Origin of the sequence: Flavobacterium sp. K77 (genome assembly GCF_021608205.1) — a bacterium.
Taxonomy (GTDB): domain Bacteria; phylum Bacteroidota; class Bacteroidia; order Flavobacteriales; family Flavobacteriaceae; genus Flavobacterium; species Flavobacterium turcicum.
The window spans coordinates 300,131-321,892 of the sequence record NZ_JAKIHO010000002.1 but is presented as its reverse complement, the minus strand read 5'-3'; the positions used below and the strand labels follow the sequence as shown (position 1 = coordinate 321,892).

The 21,762-nt window shown below is 33.9% G+C and carries 20 protein-coding genes; 11 read left to right on the top strand and 9 right to left on the bottom strand.

The genetic code is table 11. The features are described 5' to 3' along the window. Positions 1-29 precede the first annotated feature (29 nt). A complete protein-coding gene (locus L1S34_RS07110; protein ID WP_236363414.1) occupies positions 30-1,805 on the top strand; it encodes an AMP-dependent synthetase/ligase in 1,776 nt (591 codons plus the stop codon). Between the two features lie 161 nt (positions 1,806-1,966). Here L1S34_RS07110 and L1S34_RS07105 read toward each other — a convergent pair whose 3' ends face one another. Continuing rightward, entirely contained in the window at positions 1,967-2,311 is a 345-nt protein-coding gene (locus L1S34_RS07105; protein WP_166135446.1) for a winged helix-turn-helix transcriptional regulator, read from the bottom strand. 80 nt (positions 2,312-2,391) lie between these two features. Between L1S34_RS07105 and L1S34_RS07100 the strand changes: the two genes are divergently transcribed. The 6 genes from L1S34_RS07100 (at position 2,392) to L1S34_RS07075 (ending at position 10,751) form a co-directional block, all read left to right on the top strand. Beyond that, positions 2,392-3,471, top strand: coding sequence for an L-dopachrome tautomerase-related protein (locus L1S34_RS07100; protein WP_236363413.1), 1,080 nt, complete (start codon positions 2,392-2,394; stop codon positions 3,469-3,471). 68 nt (positions 3,472-3,539) lie between these two features. Further along, the gene (locus L1S34_RS07095) at positions 3,540-4,139 is read left to right on the top strand and encodes a nitroreductase family protein (RefSeq protein ID WP_236363412.1); all 600 of its coding nucleotides are present in this window, start codon (positions 3,540-3,542) and stop codon (positions 4,137-4,139) included. Between the two features lie 530 nt (positions 4,140-4,669). Further along, entirely contained in the window at positions 4,670-5,155 is a 486-nt protein-coding gene (locus L1S34_RS07090) for a MarR family winged helix-turn-helix transcriptional regulator (RefSeq protein WP_210788473.1), read from the top strand. 76 nt (positions 5,156-5,231) lie between these two features. Then, entirely contained in the window at positions 5,232-7,622 is a 2,391-nt protein-coding gene (locus L1S34_RS07085) for a 3-hydroxyacyl-CoA dehydrogenase/enoyl-CoA hydratase family protein (RefSeq protein ID WP_236363411.1), read from the top strand. A gap of 105 nt (positions 7,623-7,727) precedes the next feature. Continuing rightward, positions 7,728-8,909: an acetyl-CoA C-acyltransferase gene (locus L1S34_RS07080; RefSeq protein WP_236363410.1), complete on the top strand. Its 1,182-nt coding sequence runs from the start codon at positions 7,728-7,730 to the stop codon at positions 8,907-8,909. A gap of 36 nt (positions 8,910-8,945) precedes the next feature. Continuing rightward, a complete protein-coding gene (locus L1S34_RS07075) occupies positions 8,946-10,751 on the top strand; it encodes an acyl-CoA dehydrogenase family protein (protein ID WP_236363409.1) in 1,806 nt (601 codons plus the stop codon). Between the two features lie 90 nt (positions 10,752-10,841). Here the strand turns inward: L1S34_RS07075 and L1S34_RS07070 are convergent, their stop codons facing one another. Beyond that, positions 10,842-11,762, bottom strand: a complete 921-nt coding sequence (locus tag L1S34_RS07070) for a YihY/virulence factor BrkB family protein (RefSeq protein WP_166135426.1) — start codon at positions 11,760-11,762, stop codon at positions 10,842-10,844. A gap of 241 nt (positions 11,763-12,003) precedes the next feature. Here L1S34_RS07070 and L1S34_RS07065 point away from each other — a divergent pair, with 241 nt between their 5' ends. Both L1S34_RS07065 and L1S34_RS07060 read left to right on the top strand, forming a co-directional pair. Continuing rightward, positions 12,004-12,771 carry a superoxide dismutase gene (locus L1S34_RS07065; RefSeq protein ID WP_255710738.1) on the top strand — a complete coding sequence of 256 codons (768 nt, stop codon included), beginning with the start codon at positions 12,004-12,006 and terminating at the stop codon, positions 12,769-12,771. A gap of 201 nt (positions 12,772-12,972) precedes the next feature. Then, positions 12,973-14,172 carry an LETM1-related biofilm-associated protein gene (locus L1S34_RS07060; RefSeq protein ID WP_236363408.1) on the top strand — a complete coding sequence of 400 codons (1,200 nt, stop codon included), beginning with the start codon at positions 12,973-12,975 and terminating at the stop codon, positions 14,170-14,172. 26 nt (positions 14,173-14,198) lie between these two features. Here the strand turns inward: L1S34_RS07060 and can are convergent, their stop codons facing one another. The 4 genes from can to L1S34_RS07040 form a co-directional block, all read right to left on the bottom strand. Further along, a complete protein-coding gene (gene can / locus L1S34_RS07055; RefSeq protein ID WP_236363407.1) occupies positions 14,199-14,834 on the bottom strand; it encodes a carbonate dehydratase in 636 nt (211 codons plus the stop codon). A gap of 76 nt (positions 14,835-14,910) precedes the next feature. Beyond that, a complete protein-coding gene (locus L1S34_RS07050; RefSeq protein WP_236363406.1) occupies positions 14,911-15,555 on the bottom strand; it encodes a carbonic anhydrase family protein in 645 nt (214 codons plus the stop codon). A gap of 14 nt (positions 15,556-15,569) precedes the next feature. After that, positions 15,570-17,174, bottom strand: a complete 1,605-nt coding sequence (locus tag L1S34_RS07045; RefSeq protein ID WP_236363405.1) for a SulP family inorganic anion transporter — start codon at positions 17,172-17,174, stop codon at positions 15,570-15,572. 62 nt (positions 17,175-17,236) lie between these two features. Continuing rightward, positions 17,237-17,524, bottom strand: a complete 288-nt coding sequence (locus L1S34_RS07040; RefSeq protein ID WP_236363404.1) for a hypothetical protein — start codon at positions 17,522-17,524, stop codon at positions 17,237-17,239. A 147-nt stretch (positions 17,525-17,671) separates the two neighbouring features. Between L1S34_RS07040 and L1S34_RS07035 the strand changes: the two genes are divergently transcribed. After that, positions 17,672-18,613 carry a LysR substrate-binding domain-containing protein gene (locus tag L1S34_RS07035; protein ID WP_236363403.1) on the top strand — a complete coding sequence of 314 codons (942 nt, stop codon included), beginning with the start codon at positions 17,672-17,674 and terminating at the stop codon, positions 18,611-18,613. 61 nt (positions 18,614-18,674) lie between these two features. Here the strand turns inward: L1S34_RS07035 and L1S34_RS07030 are convergent, their stop codons facing one another. Further along, positions 18,675-18,872 carry a hypothetical protein gene (locus tag L1S34_RS07030; protein ID WP_166135405.1) on the bottom strand — a complete coding sequence of 66 codons (198 nt, stop codon included), beginning with the start codon at positions 18,870-18,872 and terminating at the stop codon, positions 18,675-18,677. A gap of 135 nt (positions 18,873-19,007) precedes the next feature. Continuing rightward, positions 19,008-19,670, bottom strand: coding sequence for a tRNA (5-methylaminomethyl-2-thiouridine)(34)-methyltransferase MnmD (gene mnmD, locus L1S34_RS07025; protein WP_236363402.1), 663 nt, complete (start codon positions 19,668-19,670; stop codon positions 19,008-19,010). Positions 19,671-19,961: 291 nt separating this feature from the next. Here mnmD and L1S34_RS07020 point away from each other — a divergent pair, with 291 nt between their 5' ends. Further along, the gene (locus L1S34_RS07020; RefSeq protein WP_236363401.1) at positions 19,962-21,029 is read left to right on the top strand and encodes a branched-chain amino acid aminotransferase; all 1,068 of its coding nucleotides are present in this window, start codon (positions 19,962-19,964) and stop codon (positions 21,027-21,029) included. An 82-nt stretch (positions 21,030-21,111) separates the two neighbouring features. On the opposite strand, the gene L1S34_RS07015 is transcribed toward L1S34_RS07020, so the two are convergent. Then, positions 21,112-21,501 (bottom strand): nucleoside triphosphate pyrophosphohydrolase family protein, encoded by a 390-nt coding sequence (locus tag L1S34_RS07015; RefSeq protein ID WP_236363400.1) that lies wholly within the window; start codon positions 21,499-21,501, stop codon positions 21,112-21,114. Positions 21,502-21,762 lie beyond the last annotated feature (261 nt).

The following is a 21,762-nucleotide window of genomic DNA, read 5'->3' as shown; positions in this document are numbered from 1 at the left end:
AATTTGCATAAAAATCCAATATCCCAATAATGATAAATATCACACGCCTCTTTGATTTTCCGTATTATCAGCAGGAAAAATACAATTCTATCCCAGATGCCTTAGTAAGCAAGCAAGATGGTACCTGGATTAAAACTTCAACACAAGAATACATTGCCAAAGCAAACGCCATTTCCCGAGGACTTTTGCGTCTTGGGGTACAGAAAAACGATAAAATTGCACTGATTTCATCCAACAATCGCACAGAATGGAATATCATGGATATTGGTGTCCTACAAACAGGAGCGCAAACCGTACCCATTTATCCTACTATTTCTGAGGATGATTACGAGTATATTTTAAACCATTCTGGTGCTATTTATTGTTTTGTTTCAGATCTAGAGGTGTTACGAAAAGTAAATTTAATCAAACACAAAGTTCCTTTACTAAAGGAAGTTTACTCCTTTAATACTATTGAAGGTAGTGCGCATTGGTCGGCAGTACTTGATTTAGGTTCCGACACAAGCAATCAAAACGAAGTAGAGGAAAGAAAAAACAATGTGACTACCGAAGAATTAGCTACAATAATATATACCTCAGGAACCACAGGAAAACCAAAAGGTGTAATGTTATCGCATCAAAATATTGTTTCAAATGTTTTAGATAGCGCACCTCGTATCCCTTTCGAAGCAGGTAAAAGTAGGGCTTTGAGTTTTTTACCAATTTGTCACATTTTCGAACGAATGATTTTGTATCTCTATCAATATTATGGAGTGTCTATTTATTTTGGAGAATCCATAGAAAAAATTAGTGATAATATTAAAGAGGTACAACCTACTGTAATTACTGCTGTACCTAGATTACTCGAAAAAGTATATGATAAAATATATGCCAAAGGAACTGAGTTAACTGGAATCAAGAAAAAACTTTTCTTTTGGGCTATTGATTTAGGATTAGAATACCAACCTTACGGTAAAAACGGAATTTGGTACGAATTACAACTTGGAATTGCAAGAAAACTAATTTTCAGTAAATGGAAAGAAGGCCTTGGCGGAAAACTCGATTTGATGGTTTCTGGTAGTGCTGCATTACAACCACGACTAGCTAGAATATTTGCGGCAGCACAAATCCCCGTTATGGAAGGTTATGGTTTAACCGAAACGTCTCCAGTAATCTCAGTAAATGATATAAGAAACAAAGGTTTTCGTGTAGGAACCGTAGGGAAACCAATTGTGAACCTTTCTGTTAAAATAGCTGAGGATGGTGAAATACTATGTAAAGGTAAAAATGTAATGATGGGCTATTACAAAGATGAAACATTGACCAACGAGGTAATTATTGATGGTTATTTTCATACTGGTGATATAGGAGAATTTGACTCCGATGGGTTTTTAAAAATTACCGATAGAAAAAAAGAAATGTTTAAAACTTCAGGAGGAAAATACATTGCACCACAATCTATCGAAAATACCATGAAGCAGTCTCGCTTTATAGAGCAAATTATGGTAATTGGTGATGGCCAAAAAATGCCTGGTGCTTTCATTCAACCAAGTTTTGACTTTTTACGCGAATGGGCAAATATACACAAAATCGATATTGGTAAAACCAATAAAGAAATTAGTACAAATGCACAAGTAATTGAGCGCATTCAAGAAGAAGTAGACACTTTGAATGAGAAATTTGGAAATTGGGAAAAAATCAAACGTTTTGAATTGACCTCAGATGTGTGGTCTATTGAAGGTGGAGAGCTTACGCCAACTCTAAAATTAAAACGTAAAATTGTTCTACAAAAATACGCTGATTTGTTTGACAAAATTTACAGCTAATTACCAATTAAGGAAAAGAGACAGATGGATAATTTACAAATGATAAATTGCTTTCCTCAATAAAGTTTAATATTTAATCGAGATATAGTTTCGCACTTAAAAATAAATTAAATCCATAAGCAAGCCGCCTCAGAAAAATCTTTGGCGGCTTACTCTTTTAATTAAAGTATCTGAATTTGATTGTTATTCCGCGCGGCATCTTCACCCCAATTTGCAATAGCGGTAAGTAAAGGAATTAATGTTCTACCAAAATCTGTCAATTCATACTCTACTTTTAGAGGTGGTTTGGCAGTATGAACAGTTCGAATTACTAAACCATCGGCTTCTAATTCCTTTAATTGAAGACTGATTGTTCGCTCCGTAACCATTGAAAGTTCTTTTCGGAGTTCATTATACCTTTTTTTTTCAATTAAGTGAATAAGAATTACAGCCTTCCATTTGCCACCTATATATTTCATTGTCAAGCTTGTGCTACAAGGAAATTCTTTATTATCTATACAATACATCTACTACTATACATTTTATCCGTTCTTGCAAAGTTAAACAACTATACCTAATTTTGTAACTATAAAAAATATAGTATAAAATGAAGAAAATCAGTTTAATTCCGTTTCTTGTAGGTGCAATAGCAATATTCACATCCACAACAAATTATGTATACGCACAACAAAAAAATAATATTGACGATCAATTAGAAGTCGTTTTAGAAATGAATATGCGACCAGGTAACGTTGCAGTAAATAATAAAGGCTTAATTTTCTCAACGATTCACCCTTTTGGGAATCACTCAATGCAGTTAATTGTTGTAAAAGACAAAACAACGTATGAAGCTTTCCCAAACCAAAGTTGGCAACGCAAAGCAGGACAAACTCCTACTGAAAAAACCTTTGATACACCCTTAGGAATTACAACTGATGTTAATGGCAATATTTGGGTTATTGACATGGGAGTAAATTTTGGTAAAACCAGATTATTTGCTTTTGATCCAGTTACAAAAGAAAACATTTTGACATTTACTTTTCCTACTTCAATTGCACCTCCCAATTCATTTGTTCAAGATTTGGTAGTCGATATTAAAAATGGCTTTGTATACCTTGCAGATATTGCAAATCCTGGTTTAATAGTTTTAAACTTAAATACCAAAGAAGCAAAACGTTTGCAACAACATCCCTCTTTTTTAAGTGAGGACGTAAACACCGTCATTGACTCTGAACTCATTTATTTTGGTGGCAAACCATCTCGAGTAGCAGTTGACCCAATTTCAATATCTGAGGATAAAGAAACAATATATTACGGCGCCATGAATGGAAAAACTTGGTACAGCATTTCTGCTAAAGCCATTAGAGCTAATAAAAGTGACAAAGAAATTTTGGCTACTGTAAAAAAAATAGGCAAAAAACCTATTTCTGATGGAGCAACAACCAGCAGAAATGGCGATCATTATTTTACAAATTTAAACGATAAGGGTATTGATAAATGGAATACTAAAACCAAAAAACTACAAATGTTGATTCGCGACAATAGGTTACTATGGCCAGACAACGTTAGTATCCAAGGACAATATCTTTACATTGCTGTTAATCAATTACACAAAACAGTAGCTTTTACTGGCACAACCGATTTAGGAAAAGCGCCATATTACATATACAAGTTCAAAATAGAATAAGTCAGTTTTAAAAAAAGGACACTAAAATGAATCTTCTTCATTAGTAAAAAAAATAAAACAATATAAAAATGGAATTTACATCTTTAGCAAAAAATAGATATACAACAAAAAAGTATAACGCAACACAAAAAATATCTGATAGTAAAATAGAACAATTACAAGAAATTCTGCGATTGAGTCCTTCCTCTATCAATAGTCAGCCTTGGAAATTTGTTTTTATATCCAACGAAGAAATCAAAAGTCAACTGGCGGAAGTCTCCTTCTTTAATGAGCAAAAAATTAAAGAGGCAAGTCACTTGATAGTTTTTTGTGCCATCGATACTATTTCAAAATTTGAAAATCAAATCAACACTAACCTTCCAGAAGGAGCAATTGGCTATTACAATCAGTTCATAAAACCATTACCTGAGGATGCTATAAAATCATGGTTTCACAATCAAGTATATCTCTCTCTAGGTTTTTTCTTGAGCGCATGCGCTAGTATGTCTATTGATTCTACGCCTATGGAAGGAATAAATAGTAAGGAATACAACGCTATTTTAAAATTAAAGGACTACTCTGCTGTATTTGCAGTTGCTATAGGACTCAGAGATGAAAATGACTCCAACCAACCAGACCGCAAACCTAAAAGTAGATTAGAAATTGTAGATGTTATCGAGACTATTTAGTTCGATTGAAATAAAAAATTCAGCTCAAGTGATATGGTACTTTACAAAAGCTGTTTAATCCAATGAACTAGCAATATATACCACAAGTAAATCCTTTTCTTGTAAAAGAATTGCTCACTTATTATTTGCTTGCAAATCGAAACTACTTTTTACTTGTGATGGAAATCAAAAAAACTTTGAATTAATTTGTGGTAAGTCATCATGAACACTGCTAAAAGGCACTTATGTTATTTCATAGGTGCTTTTTATTTTTACATTATTTTTAAAAATTTAAACGTCTACTAAGTAATTAATTCCTGCATGAGGGATAGCAGTGATATCCTTTTATATCGTGACTTATTTCAAGTCACGATATAAAAGATAAAACGAATAGCCCGACCCAAAGGGACATGCCCTAAGACGAAAAATAGTTACTTCCTTGATTTACAACTACAATTTTGTAAGTGCAAAATTATTTTTGAAAAAAAAATCAAATATATTATGCGTGCATAGTATTATTTTTATTATATTTGAAATCGATATAGTTACACATGAAAGAAAAAACAATAGATTATATTTTACGTGCCACTTGGCAAGCCGTTGCAAGAATGTACAACGAAGAAGCTTCGAAGTACGATGCTAGCATGGCAACAGGTTTTGCATTGTTGAGCATAGATAAGGAAGGTGGTACGCCCTCTACTTCTTTGGGACCAAAAATGGGAATGGAAGCCACTAGCTTAACCAGAACATTAAAATCTATGGAGGAGAAAGGACTAATCACAAGAAAAAAAAATCCAGAGGATGGCCGCGGTGTATTAATTTATTTAACTCCTTTTGGAAAAGAAAAAAGAGATTTATCAAAAAATACTGTTCTGAAATTTAATGAAGCTGTAAAAGCGCATGTTTCAGACGAAAAATTACAGCATTTTATAGAAGTAGCTGAGATTATCAATGAACTGATTGTCGACAAAAATATTTTCACAACAATTGAACATTCAGAAGCTAAGGGTGAATTGGTAAACCAAACACAATCATAAACAACATTAATAGGGTTTGTAGAAAATTCAGAAAAAACTGCAATAGACTACAGCTCAGAAACAAATTAAAATAAGTATGAAACGCACCATTAAAAAAGTTGCAGTAATTGGGTCTGGAATCATGGGTTCTGGAATTGCTTGCCATTTTGCTAACATCGGAGTTGAAGTTTTACTCTTGGATATCGTACCGAGAGAATTAACGGAGGCCGAAGCAAAAAAAGGCTTGACATTAGAGAGTAAAATTGTTAGAAATCGTTTGGTAAATGATAGTCTAGCCAATTCGTTAAAATCGAAACCATCCCCTATTTACAGTCAAAAATTTGCAAGCCGCATTACAACTGGAAATACGACTGATGACATGGCAAAAATTGCTGGTGTTGATTGGATTATTGAAGTAGTTGTGGAGCGATTGGATGTTAAAAAACTTGTTTTTGAGCAAATTGAAAAATTCAGAAAACCAGGTACATTAGTTACTTCAAATACTTCTGGTATTCCGATTCATTTTATGAGTGAAGGTCGTAGTGAAGATTTCCAGAAACATTTTTGTGGAACCCACTTTTTCAACCCTGCTCGTTACCTGAAATTATTCGAAATTATTCCAGGACCTCACACTTCAACTGAAGTTCTTGACTTCCTTACTGTTTATGGAGAGAAATTTTTAGGAAAAACATCAGTTGTTGCTAAAGATACCCCTGCTTTTATTGGAAATAGAATTGGTATTTACGGTATCCAAAGTTTATTTCACTTAGTTCAAGAAATGGGATTAACCATTGAAGAAGTTGATAAATTGACTGGACCAGTTATCGGTCGCCCAAAATCAGCAACATTCAGAACTGTAGACGTTGTTGGTCTAGACACATTGGTACACGTAGCCAATGGTATTTATGAAAACTGCCCAACCGATGAGCAACATGATTTGTTTAAACTGCCAACATTTGTAAGCAAAATGATGGAAAACAAATGGCTAGGTAGTAAAACTGGTCAAGGTTTTTACAAAAAAGAAGGAAAAGAAATCCTTACACTTGATTTAGATACTTTAACCTACAGAGCTGCTAAAAAAGCATCATTTGGAACTTTAGAGTTAACTAAAACTATTGATAAGCCAATTAACCGTTTTAAAGTTTTAGTAAAAGGCAAAGACAAAGCAGGAGAATTTTACAGAAAAAGTTTTGCTGGTTTATTTGCTTACGTATCAAACCGTATTCCTGAAATAGCAGACGAATTATACAAGATTGATGATGCCATGAAAGCAGGTTTTGGATGGGAAAATGGTCCATTCGAAATTTGGGATGCAATTGGTGTTGCAAAAGGAATTGAAATCATGAAAGCCGAAGGTGTAACTCCTGCTGCTTGGGTTGAAGAAATGTTAGCTTCTGGAAGCAACAGTTTTTATAGTGTAAAAGAAGGTGCTACTTATTTTTACAACATTCCTACTAAAAATCAGATCAAAGTTCCTGGTCAAGATGCATTTATCATTTTGAACAACATTCGCGAAAGCAAAAAAGTTTGGAGCAACAGTGGAGCAATTATTCAAGATTTAGGAGACGGAATTTTAAACCTAGAATTCCAATCAAAAATGAATACTATTGGTGGCGATGTGTTACAAGCTATCAATAAAGGGATTGATTTGGCTGAAAAAGAATATCAAGGTTTGGTTATTGGAAATCAAGCTGCCAATTTCTCTGTTGGAGCCAACATCGGAATGATTTTCATGATGGCCGTAGAGCAAGAGTATGACGAATTGAACATGGCGATCAAAATGTTCCAAGACACCATGATGCGCGTGCGTTACTCTGGAATTCCAGTTGTAGTTGCTCCGCACGGAATGACGTTTGGTGGTGGTTGCGAAATGAGTTTGCATGCTGACAAAGTTGTTGCTGCGGCAGAGACTTACATGGGACTTGTGGAGTTTGGTGTCGGTGTTATCCCTGGCGGTGGTGGATCAAAAGAATTGACTTTACGTGCTGCTGATTTGTTTCATAAAAACGACGTGGAGTTGAATGTATTACAAGAGTACTTCTTAACTATTGCTATGGCAAAAGTATCTACTTCAGGATATGAAGCTTTTGATACAGGATTGTTACAACATGGCAAAGACATCATTGTAGTAAACAAAGATCGTCAAATTGCTGAGGCTAAAAAGCACGCATTGTTAATGGCGGAAGCAGGTTACACTCAACCGATTCAACGTAAAGACATTAAAGTATTAGGTAAGCAAGCATTAGGAATGTTCTTAGTAGGAACAGATCAAATGCAGGCAGGTAAGTACATCTCTGAACACGATAAAAAAATCGCTAACAAATTAGCTTACGTAATGGCCGGAGGAGATTTATCTGAGCCAACCTTAGTTAGTGAACAATACTTGTTAGACATTGAGAGAGAAGCCTTTTTATCACTTTGTACAGAGAGAAAAACTTTAGAGCGCATTCAATTTATGCTAACTAAAGGGAAACCGTTGAGAAATTAAGAGCCCCCTAACCCCCAAAGGGGGAACAAGGTAGCGAACTAGTAATAATTTAAAATCCTATTTACCCCTAATAGGAATTCCCCCTCCGGGGGATAGGGGGCTAATATGAAAACAGCCTATATAGTTAAAGCATACAGAACAGCTGTGGGGAAAGCTCCAAAGGGATTGTTCAGATTTAAAAGACCTGATGAATTGGCAGCAGAGACCATCGAATTCATGATGAACGAGTTGCCTGATTTTGATAAAACACGCATCGATGACGTAATGGTAGGTAATGCCATGCCGGAAGCAGAACAAGGTTTAAACGTAGCTCGTTTGATTTCCTTAATGGGATTAAAAGTAGAGGATGTTCCTGGAGTTACTGTAAATAGATACTGTGCCTCTGGTCTTGAAACAATTGGAATGGCGACTGCTAAAATCCAATCAGGAATGGCACACTGCATTATCGCAGGTGGAGCAGAAAGCATGAGTTTTATTCCGATGGGAGGTTACAAACCAACTCCCGATTATGCTGTGGCAAAAGCAGGAAACGAAGACTACTACTGGGGAATGGGATTAACTGCCGAAGCTGTAGCACAACAGTTTAAAGTATCTCGTGAAGACCAGGATGAGTTTGCTTACAACTCTCACATGAAAGCATTGCAAGCGCAAGCAGACGGAAAATTTGACAAACAAATTGTACCAATTACTGTAGAGCAAACGTTTTTAAATGAAAATGGAAAAAAAGAAACCAAATCATACGTTGTAAACAAAGACGAAGGTCCAAGAGCTGGTACATCAAAAGAAGCTTTGGCTGGATTGCGTCCTGTTTTTGAAGCAAATGGTAGTGTCACTGCAGGAAACTCATCACAAATGAGTGATGGAGCTGCTTTTGTTTTAATCATGAGCGAAGAAATGGTTAAAGAATTGAATATTGCACCTATTGCTCGTTTAGTAAATTTTGCATCAGCTGGAGTAGAGCCAAGAATCATGGGTATTGGGCCAGTTAAAGCAATTCCAAAAGCTTTGAAACAAGCAGGATTAACAATTAATGATATTGATTTAATTGAGCTTAATGAAGCTTTTGCATCTCAAGCATTAGCTGTAACTCGTGAACTTGATTTGAACCCTGAAATCATTAACGTAAATGGTGGAGCAATTGCTTTAGGGCATCCTCTAGGATGCACAGGTGCTAAACTTTCTGTTCAATTATTTGACGAAATGCAACGTCGCGGAAGCAAATACGGAATTGTTTCTATGTGTGTAGGAACTGGTCAAGGTTCTGCGGGTGTTTTCGAACTTTTGTAAGCTTAGATTTAAAATAAAACATATAAAAAATAAAAAATGGCAGATACAATAGAAAAAGACGTAACCCGTGGTGGTCAGTTTTTAGTAAAAGAAACAAAATGTGAAGATATTTTCACACCAGAAGATTTCACAGAAGAACAATTAATGATGCGCGACTCTGTAAAGGAGTTTGTAGACAAAGAGTTGTGGGCACACAAAGATCGTTTTGAGAAAAAAGATTATGCGTACACACAAGAAACGATGAAAAAAGCTGGGGATTTAGGATTGCTAGGAGTAGCTGTTCCTGAAGCTTACGGCGGATTAGGAATGGGATTCGTATCCACAATGCTTGTATGTGATTATATTTCAGGAGCAACAGGATCTTTCTCAACTGCATTTGGAGCTCATACCGGAATTGGAACTATGCCAATTACACTTTATGGGTCTGAAGAACAAAAGCAAAAGTATGTACCAAAATTAGCTTCTGGCGAATGGTTTGGTGCTTACTGTTTGACAGAACCAGGCGCTGGATCGGATGCCAATTCTGGAAAAACGAAAGCAGTTTTATCTGAAGACGGTACCTACTACTCTATCACTGGTCAAAAAATGTGGATTTCGAATGCAGGTTTCTGTAGCGTTTTTATCGTGTTCGCAAGAATTGGTGATGACAAAAACATTACTGGTTTTATCGTTGAAAACACTCCAGATAACGGAATTTCAATGGGAGAAGAAGAGCACAAATTAGGTATTCGTGCTTCCTCTACTCGTCAAGTATTCTTCAACGAAACAAAAGTTCCTGTAGAGAACATGTTATCTGAAAGAGGTAACGGTTTCAAGATTGCAATGAATGCACTTAACGTAGGTCGTATCAAATTGGCAGCTGCTTGTTTGGATGCTCAACGTAGAGTAATTACTGGAGCAGTTAAATATGCTAATGAAAGAATCCAATTTAATACTGCAATTTCTCAATTTGGTGCCATTCGTGCGAAATTAGCAGATATGGCAACTAGCTGTTATGCTGGAGAAAGCGCATCGTACCGTGCTGCAAAAGATATTGAAGATCGTATCATTGCGCGTGAGGCTGCAGGAGTTTCGCACCAAGAAGCTGAATTAAAAGGTGTTGAAGAATATGCTATCGAATGTTCTATTTTAAAAGTAGCGGTTTCTGAAGATGTTCAAAATTGTTCAGACGAAGGAATTCAAATTTTTGGAGGAATGGGCTTCTCTGAAGATACACCAATGGAAAGTGCTTGGAGAGACGCCCGTATTGCACGTATCTACGAAGGAACAAATGAAATCAACAGAATGCTTTCAGTAGGAATGTTGATTAAAAAAGCAATGAAAGGACACGTTGATTTATTAGGACCAGCTACTAAAGTTGGTGAAGAATTAATGGGTATTCCATCTTTTGATACTCCTGATTACTCTGAATTACTTGCTGAAGAAAAAGAGATGATCGTGAAGTTGAAAAAAGCATTCATGATGGTTGCCGGAAGCGCTGTTCAAAAATTTGGAACTGAATTAGATTCGCACCAACAAATCTTGATGTCTGCATCTGATATGTTGATCGAGATTTACATGGCAGAAAGTACTTTGCTTAGAACTGAAAAATTAGCCAAAAAAGAAGGCGAGGACAAAGTAAAAGAGCAAATTGCAATGGCACAATTGTACTTGTACCAAGCAGTAGATATTGTTACTCAAAAAGGAAAAGAAGCGATTATATCTTTTGCTGAAGGCGATGAACAACGCATGATGCTTATGGGATTACGTCGTTTTACAAAATATACCAATATGCCAAACGTAGTGGCATTGAAAGAAACAATTACGGCAAAATTAGTAGCCGAAAACGAATATTGTTTCTAATAAATTTAGTTTTTAGTTTTTTTTTAACCGCCTTGGATCCTCAAAGAACAAGGCGGTTTTTTTATGTCTTAGTTTTTGAATTAAAGCAACTTACATTCTCTTAGGAACTTCCAAAACTTCAACTTTAATGGCAACCGCATAGGCATTAGGAATTATTTTATTCCCATGAGAATTAGCATAAACTTTAGTAAACTCGGCACCGAAATATAAAATGATAGCAGAGTAATATACCCAAACTAAAATAATAACTACCGATCCAGCAGCACCATAAACAGTGGCTACGGTAGAACTGCCCAAATAAAAACCAATCGCAAACTTACCAATCATAAAAAAAAGTGAGGTAAAACTGGAACCTATCAAAGCATCTTTCCAAACAATTTCGCCATCTGGTAACGTTTTAAAAATCACAGCAAATAAAATTGTAGTGGTACAAAAGAGAAGTAAAATATTAAAAATATAAAAAATGTACACCGTTGTATCTGGAAAATAAACCAACAATCTAGCATTTATGATATCCATAACGGTATTTACCATTAAACTAACCATCAATAAAAAACCCACAGAAGCAATCATAGAAAAAGACATGAGCCTGTTTTTCACAAATTTCACAATGCCTTTATTGGGTTTTGCTCTAAGACCCCAAATTGAATTAATGGAACTTTGAATCTCAGCAAAAACCCCAGATGCTCCTACCAAAAGCATTATTCCTCCAAATGTAGCTGCAAATGCATTACTGTCAGATAATTCGATATTTCTAATCGTTTCTTGAATTTGCAAAGCTGCTTGATTACCAACCATACCATTAATCTGTCCAAAAAACCTACCGTTAACAGCCTCTTCACCAAAGAAAAAACTAAAAACTGACAAAATAATAATCAGTAAAGGCGGCAGCGAAAAAATAGTATAATAGGATAAGGAAGCACTTAATTTTATAGCGTTATCAGTATTAAACTCGTCAAAAGTTTGTACCAGCATGGTCCAGCCATTTTTTGCAATTTCTTTTTTATTCATAGTTTTACTTTTACTCGATAAACCAACAAGATAATTTTAACTCAGGAAGCAAATTTACGAACTAAAACAATTGCTTTTATTTCAGTTTTTTATATAATTACACTTAAAACCATAATTTACAACGCAAGATTATAGTAGTTGAATCATCAAAATTTAAGTGATTCTTAACTTGAAATACTATTTAAAGAACTAATTTTAAGGATTAAAATACAACCCTAATTAGTATAAAAAATAAACCGTCATGGAAAACAACAATAGCCGAAGAAGCTTTTTAAAACAAACAGCTCTATTATCTACAGGAACGATTCTAGGATCTAGTTTGTTAAGTCAAACTTTTGCGAATGAAAAAAATGTCATCTTCCCTCAAAATGAAACTGTGATTGATGTTGTGGGAACGTATTCTTTACCAAAACTGGCCTATGCCTATGATGCCTTAGAGCCTCATTTTGATAAAGCGACAATGGAAATTCACCATAGCAAGCACCACCAGGCTTATGTAAACAACTTAAATAAAGGGCTAGAGACCATTGATAAAAATTTGATTGGAATGAGTAACTCATTAGAATCTATTTTTGAAAACATCAATAAATTTCCGGAAGGAATACGCAATAACGCAGGTGGCCATTACAATCACTCATTATTTTGGAATTTATTGAGTCCAAAAGGGGGCGGAGTACCTCAAGGTACGCTTGCTACAGCTATAAATTCTAGTTTTGGCTCATTTGAAGAGTTTAAAAAACAATTTACAGATGCAGCAACCAAGCGATTTGGTTCAGGTTGGGCTTGGTTAGTTGTTAAAGATGGTAAACTTGTTATTGGTTCTACAGCCAATCAGGATAATCCTTTGATGCGTTTGAAAGGAAATGGACTGAAAGGGAAACCTGTTTTGGCTCTTGACGTTTGGGAACACGCGTATTACCTAAAAAATCAAAACCGTAGAGCAGATTACATTGCTTCGTTTTGGAATTTAGTTAATTGGGAAGAAGCTGAAAAGTTATTCAAATCTTAAATTAGATTTAAAAAGCATTACCATAGCTCCTAGACGATTGTTTAGGAGCTTTTGTGTTTTTTGATTTATTTGTCGAAATTATTAAAAAAATACTTGGAACTACATTCCTTTTCAACTAATTGCAATTTGTTTGTTAAACTAAAAAAGTAGGTTCAAAAACTAATCTAAAATAGTATAGCTTTGCAGTCTCAAAATTAAACAATGATTAACCCATCAACATCAGGTTGGATCGATAAATTTTTCTCCGAACAGCATTTTAGCACTGCAATTGTTTCGGTTGATAATGCTAGCTTTTATAAAAAAGTGCGAGCAACTGGATTTATTTACGGCCATATTATTGATTTTGATATTCCAAATCCAATTGAAACCAAAGGTTGGTTTAAAGAGGAAATCTCAAAAGTAGCTTTACTCAATGCGCTATATAGCGTTTTTTGCCTCAGTACAACTGCAATGGATACCAGCATTTTTGCACAACGAGCAGTTGCTTTTTACAACGAAATGAATCCAGAAGGGTTTAGCTTATTAAAAAAAATACTTCCAAAAAACTCTACGTCACTAACTTTAGAAAAAATTATTGACCAACGAGTACAAACCAATGACAGTATTATAAGCAAGAATTTTTCTCACTTGGTTACTAATGCCCTACTTTTTATTGATGTTTTGGCTTTTAGACAATATTTAGTTCATGGTGAAATTCCTGAGAAATACCTAAAAAAAATTGAAGAAACCATTGTAAATTTGGTTACTCTAGCTTTAAAAATAAAATCTACAAAATCACAATATGATGATTTGTTGATCAAATTATTTGAGGCTTCCATCAGATACAGTAAATTTTCGAAAGTAACAGCTCAAAGTATTGATGCATTGCAACTCGAGTACTTTACACACGAGTTGGAAAAAAAATACTTCATTGATTTGGTAGGAATGGCTTTGTGGAGTGATCAAGAAATCGAAAATGACGAAGCCTATTTTTTACATTCCTTAGGTACTACACTTGAGGTATCAGAAGAATTTGTAGAAGAAAGTGTCAAAAATGCACATGATTTTATTGCACGATACAAAAAAGAAATTCCTTATTTTAATTACTCTAATCCTGTAAAACATTTTTATGATCAAACAACGCAAAGTGTTGTAACACTCATAAGCCGCAATAAGAATAGATTATTAAAAGAATTGCTGCAAAGCAAAGAATTAATGGTGTTATTAGCCCATTCTACACACCGCGATTTAGACGAAAAAGAAAAGAGAAAAGTAAAAAAACAACTATTAGAAATATGTAAAACAATTCCTTCACTGACAATATTTTTGCTTCCTGGTGGTAGTTTGTTGTTGCCTATCTTAGTTAAATTTATACCTAAATTATTGCCTTCGGCGTTTAATGAAAATTTAGATTCTGAGTAAAAAAAACGCTGAAAGTGACTTTTTTTTTAAAATTTAAGTTGGTACACATCATCTAGATCTTTTTCAGAACTGATGTTTACCTCTAAATCAGTTACAAAACCCGAATTTAAACCATAAACCCAACCATGTAGGGTTAAATCTTGACCATTACTCCATGCTCCTTGAACGATTGATGTTTTGGCTAAATCAAAAACTTGTTCTTTCACGTTCAATTCTACGAAAGTATTAAAACGAGTAGTTTCATCTTCAATGGAGTCTAAATGCGCATGATGTAAACGATACACATCTTTAATATGACGGATCCAGTTGTCAATAATTCCAATAGATTGATTTCCCATTGCAGCTTTTATACCTCCGCAACCATAGTGTCCGCAAACAATAACGTGTTTCACTTTTAGAACATTTACGGCATAATCTAAAACAGACAACATATTCATATCAGAGTGAACCACCATATTGGCAATATTTCTGTGTACAAAAACTTCACCGGCTTTTGCGCCTACAATTTCGTTTGCAGGAACGCGACTATCAGAGCAGCCTATCCACAACAATTGCGGATTTTGTCCCTTTGCCAAATCTTTAAAAAAATCTTTATCAATGGCCAATTGACTCTCTACCCATTCTTTGTTATTTTCAAGTAATTTTTGATAGTATTCGTTCATGATATTTTTTGATCTTCAAAATAAAAAAACCATTAATCTTATTAATTAATGGTCTTTACTATTACAGTTAAATTATTTAGTTATTGATAAAAGAAGCGTCTTCATAAAAAGTAACTTCACCTGTTTCTAAATTATGCATTGCCCCAACAATACCAATTTCGCCATTTTCAATCATTTGCTTTAAGATTGGGCTACGTTCTATGATACTTTTTACATTTCTTTTTACATTGATTTGAGATACGTTTTCAACGAAAGTTGCATTTTTTGAACTTCTTTCTGTTATTGTTTCACTTTCTTGATAAACTGATGGTTGAATTTTAGACAATAATTCGGTCAAATTCCCCATTTCTACGTGATCACAAGCTCCTTTTATTGCGCCACATTTGGTATGCCCCAAGACGACAATAAGCTTAGAACCGGCAACTTTACAAGCAAATTCCATACTTCCTAAAATATCAGTATTCACAACATTACCCGCTATTCTAACTGAAAAAACATCGCCTAAACCTTGATCAAAAATTAGCTCGGCCGATGTTCTACTGTCAATACAACTCAAAATGGTTGCAAATGGCCATTGACCGTCAACGGTTGCATTAGCTTGTTCTAACAAATCTCTATGAGCTTTTAAATTACTCATAAATCTTTGATTTCCTTCTTTTAAATAATCTAAAGCTTTTTGTGGCGTCATTTGAGCTTGTGATTCTCTATTATGTGCTTTCATATTGTTTGATTTTCTTAATTATTTTTTTTTGATTCTACAAAAACGTGTTTTTCATCTTCACCACTATTTTCAAGATCATAGGCTTCTTTAAATCCAACTAATTTTACTTTAATATTTTCTTCTTTTGATCTAATTTTCTTGAATTCTTTTATTAAATCTAAAACATCATGCGCTATATAAACCGTATCAGATGCATTGATAACCACTTTTGAATTTGAAGGAATTGATGCAATTGTTTCTTTAATAGCTGCTTTATTCAAAAACGAAACCTCTTGGGCCAAATCAATATGAATAACATCTCCATCTTGGTATTGTTCTTTTCTAAAATTATAAGCGCGTTTCATGTTTCCTTTTAAAACAAAAATAACACTAATTATCATCCCTAAGGCAACTCCTTTTAGCAAATCTGTGAATACTACAGCGGCAAATGTTGCTATAAATGGTATGAATTGATATTTCCCTTTTTCCCAAAAATGCTTCACCGTTGCTGGATTTGCTAGTTTATAACCAACCATTAATAACACGGCTGCCAGTGTTGCCAGGGGAATTTTATTCAATACAGTTGGAATTGCCAAAACACTTACCAGTAATAGACAACCATGAATGATTGTAGACATTTTTGATTTTGCTCCTGCAGTATTATTAGCAGTAGTTCTAACAACTACTGATGTCATTGGCAAACCACCCAAAAGAGCACTTAAAATATTACCAATACCTTGTGCTTTCAACTCCACATTCGTATTGGTATATCGTTTTAAAGCATCCATTCTATCAGAAGCTTCAATACACAATAAAGTTTCAATAGATGCCACAACGGCAATTGTTATAGCAATAATCCAAACTTTAGAATTTGAAATAGCACTAAAATCTGGTGTAACAATAATGTTTTTAAATTCTTCTAACGAGGTTGGAACAGGAAGACTTACCAAATGTTCTTTTAAAATAGCTAAATTACTGCCAGACTGAATAAAAAATTCATTTAATAAAATACTCACTATTACCGCAACTAAAGCTGGCGGAACTAGCTTTATACTTTTTAAAAAGGCAATTTTATTCCAAAGTATCAAAATTGATAATGATATCAAGGCTATAATTATAGAGCCTAACTGAACATGATTTACAACTTGAAATATTTCAGAAAATGAATTTTCGCCATCTAGCTGAAAAAAGGCTTCATCTCCTTCAAAATCTGGATCATATCCAAACGCATGAGGAATTTGTTTGAGAATGATAATCACACCAATACCAGCTAGCATTCCTTCAATAACATTGTTTGGAAAATAATTTGAAATTGTTCCCGCTTTTACAAATCCTAGAATTAACTGAATAATTCCAGCAATTAACACCGCTAGAAGAAAGGAATTAAACGAACCCAAATCAGTAATTGCTGTTAAAACAATTGCTGTTAAACCCGCTGCGGGACCAGAAACGGATACATGAGATTGACTTAAATAGCCAACAACTATCCCACCTATAACTCCTGAAATAATACCCGAAAATAAAGGTGCCCCACTTGCCAAAGCAATACCGAGACACAGTGGCAAAGCCACAAGAAAAACTACTAAACCTGACGAAAAATCAGATTTTAAGTTCGCAAAAAGATTGATTTTTTTGGTCATACCAATAAATTATTTAAACATTAAACTAGTTTTCAAAAAATTTGAAAACGAACAAATATGCATTAAACAAATTCTGGCGGTGGAGAAGATATTTTTTCTAAAACAGTGTCGTGACGAGATAAATTTTCTGAAATAATTTTAGAACTTAATTGAGATTCAGTAACTAAAATAGGATAATCAAAATTCTGCTTCAAATCTACTTTTATTTCCTGAAAATTTTTAATAATTTCTTCTTCAGAAAAACTGTAAAACATATGAATATCAGCATCATTTTCTATCAAACTCACTACAGTTGGCGTTAATAAAAAAGCAATAAAAAAGAAAAGCAAAATAGGAGCTACTGACTTCATGGCGCAAAAATATCTTTTAGTTAAGAAAAATGACACATCATTTTATATTTTTTAACTAAAATACTAAAAATAATTAAGTTTTTAGAAGTTAAAAAACATATAAATTAAATCGATAGTTTTTATCTTTGTATAAAATTTTATTATTCAATGACAATTACGCAATTAAAATACGTTTTGGCTGTAGCCGAATATAAGAATTTCACTCTCGCGGCTGAAAAGTGCTTTGTTACACAACCTACTTTGAGTATGCAAATTCAAAAAATTGAAGAAGAACTCAGTATTCAAATTTTTGATAGAACTAAAAAACCAATTCAGTTAACTGATATTGGTCAAAAAATTGTTAATCAAGCTAAAAATATAGTTGTTGAAGCAGATCGTATTCAAGATATTGTAGAGCAACAAAAAGGATTTATAGGTGGTGAGTTCAGGCTTGGTATAATTCCAACCATCATGCCTACTCTCCTTCCGATGTTTTTAAACAACTTTATCAAAAAGTATCCTAAAGTAAAATTGATCATTGAGGAATTAAACACTTCAGAGATTATTACTAAATTGAATAACGGCCATCTTGACGCTGGAATAGCAGCAACTCCACTTCTTGAAGAAAAAATCAAGGAAATAGTTCTTTATTATGAGCCATTTGTGGCTTACATCCCGGAAAGCCATCATCATTTTCAAAAAAATGAAATTGAAGTAGCTGATTTAAATTTAGATGAAATTTTACTCTTACAAGACGGACATTGCTTTAGGGATGGCATACTCAACTTATGCAAAACTGGTGACCGCAATGAAATTAGTCATTTTCAAATTGAAAGTGGCAGTTTTGAAACTCTAATAAAGTTAGCTGATGAAGGTTTGGGCACCACGCTACTGCCTTACTTGCATACTTTAGATTTAAAAGAAAAAGACAAATTAAAACTACGTCATTTTAAAGAACCAAAACCGGCGCGCGAGGTAAGTCTTATCTTTCCGAAAAACGAATTAAAAATTCAAATTATAGATGCATTGCGTAGCACGATTGCAGGGGTTATAAAAGGCGCAATTGTATTTCAGAATATAGAAATCATCAGTTCAATGCCAAAAAAATAGCATAAAAAAAGTCGGAATTTGATTCCGACTTTTTTTATACTTTAATATTTTTTTGTAATGTTTACGAATTGACCAAAATCAAACATTGTTTTAATTCTGGTTTCTCAACCGTAAAATTCAAAAGCCATTCACGCAATTGTTCCAACTCATAAGGAAGTAATGTTTTAATAGCTTTTTCTAACTCTTTACAAAATAAGGTGGGATCAAAACTTACTCTTTCCAAAATTGATTTTGTATAATCATACATGATTTTCGACATAGTAAATGAAGATTTAATTGATATTTTGATTGTTTTTTTTTGTAAAAATACTACAATTTAATTAGCTGATATTAATTTTAACGTTGTATTAGCTTTTTTATTATGCTAATTCATTGTAAACAACTGGTACACTAATTACTTTTTAAATGCCCTAAACATTTCTCTTTTGCCAGGTGGCCCTGCTAATTTTTCGACTGTAAAACCAACCTCTATCATACTTCGCTTTACAACTCCACGCGCTGCATAAGTTACTAAAACGCCACCTACTTTTAAGGCTTTGTACATTTTTTCAAAAACGGCAGTACTCCACAGTTCCGGTTGAACGCGGTAACCAAAAGCATCAAAATAAATTAAATCAAAACAATCTTCATCATCAATATTTTCAAAGAACTGCTTTCTCTTAGTTAAAGTAAAATGACTTGTCAAAACTGTTTTTTCCTCCCAATTACTCTCGTGCATTTTTTGAAAAATCTCTAATTGATCATTGGCGTTTAGCTCGGCTACATAATTCATTTGTAAAACTTCTTCAGCAGCAACTGGATAAGCCTCTACCCCAACATAATCTATTAGTTGATTTCTTTTTTCAGATTCTAAAACCGTAATAAAAGCATTTAAACCTGTTCCAAAACCAATTTCCAAAAGCGCTATTTTTTGATCAGGAAATAAAGCCAACCCATTTTTAATAAATACATGCTGTGCCTCTTGAATGGCACCGTGCTTAGAGTGGTAACATTCGTCCCAATCAGTTAAATGAATGGTTGTTGAACCATCAAGTGTTTGAATTATTTCTCTTTTCAATGTTTAGATTTTTTATTGCAGGTTATTTCCCTCACTCGAACTTTCAAAATTAGATAAAACTACTTCGAAAGCCTTATTTTTTATTTGCTTTTTGTACAAATCTCCAATAAAACAAACAACTTACGGTTGATTTATTACAAAATAAACAAATCTCACCAAAATCGCATAATTAATATCTTATTGATAACAATTTTACTGATTTTTATTTAATTTTGCAAACATTCTATAAAGCCGTATTACCATAAAATGGAAAGGTAGGAGGTTTACTAAAAACAAAAACAGTATACAACTATGAGTGCTACTCAAACAACGCAAATTGAAATTATAAAAGCTACAACAACTAAAATTAATGAAGTAGATTTTAACAACCTAAGCTTTGGTTCAGTATTTACGGATCACTTATTTGAATGTGATTTTAAAAACGGTGAATGGCAACAACCCGTTATAAAACCTTATGCACCATTTTTAATAGATCCATCAACTAGAGTGTTTCATTATGGACAAGCTATATTTGAAGGAATGAAAGCCTATAAAAATGATGCAGACGAAATTTGGCTTTTTAGACCTGATGAAAATTATAATCGATTTAATAAATCAGCGGTACGAATGGCAATGCCTGAAGTACCAGAGGACATTTTCATGAATGGTCTACAACAATTACTGCACCTTGATGAAGCTTGGATAAAAAAAGGCAAAGGAAACGCTATGTATATTAGACCGTTTATGATTGCAAATGGGACTGGTGTTATTGCAAATCCATCAGATGATTATAAATTCATGATTATTTTGTCGCCAGTAACATCGTATTATGCAGGTGACGTTAAAGTACTTATCGCAGAACACTATAGTCGCGCAGCCAATGGCGGAATTGGAGCGGCAAAAGCGGCTGGAAATTATGGAGCACAATTTTACCCAACAACTCTTGCCAACAAGCAAGGATTCCAACAAGTAATTTGGACCGACGATGCTACACATACAAAGCTAGAAGAAGCTGGCACTATGAACGTGTTTTTCAGAATCAACAATACACTTCTTACAGCCCCTGTTAGTGAACGTATTTTGGATGGTGTAACTAGAAAAACCTTAATTGAGTTAGCAAAAAGCGAAGGTATTAACGTAGAGGTACGCTCTGTATTAGTAGATGAGCTTGTTGCAGCGGCAAAAGACGGAAGCTTACAAGAGATTTTTGGAGCAGGTACAGCAGCAGTTGTGAGCCCTATATCTGGATTTTCTTATAAAGACGAATATTTTGAATTACCGAAATCTGAAGCAACTGTAGCTTCTCAGTTAAAAGAGAAATTAACAAACATTCAAAACAAATTAGAAGAAGATACTTTTGGGTGGACCGTTAAAATTTAATTATACTTCCAAATTAGGACATTAAAAAAAGCGATTTTCTCCGTGAAAATCGCTTTTTTTTAAAACCCATCTAAGATATTCTCTATTTATTACCAAAAATCGATAAAAGATCTGGTTTGAAATAGTTTGGCCCCTTTAAAACTTTACCATCTTCACGATAAATTGGCTGTCCATTTTCATCAAGTTTACTCATATTACTTCGCTGGATTTCATCAAAAACAGCTTCTATTTTATCCTGTAAGCCATGCTCAATAATAGTTCCACATAAAATGTAAAGCATATCACCTAAAGCATCAGCAATCTCAACTAAGTCACCATTTTTTGCCGCCTCAAGATACTCTTCGTTTTCTTCCTTCATAAGCTCAAACCGAAGTTCTTGTTTTTTGTTTGCCAGAACCGCAACAGGCGTATCACTGTAACCAAGTCTATAAGCAGTATGAAATTCTTTTACTGCATCAATTTGTTTTTTCATCCTTAAAATTTGTTAATTGCAAGAGCAAATTAGTAACTATTTCTAAACTATTACCTAAATTTACCAAAAATAAAATTAACTATGTTCAGTAAAGGTCAACTCGTATTTGCGGTCTTATTTTTTATATCATTTATTATTGCAGCGGTCTACTCCTATCGCAAAGACATCAATATTCACAAGCAGTTTTATAAAGGAAACTATAAAATACTCATTGGTTTTCTTGCATTTATTGCCATTTTGTTTATAATTAAAGTATTTTTT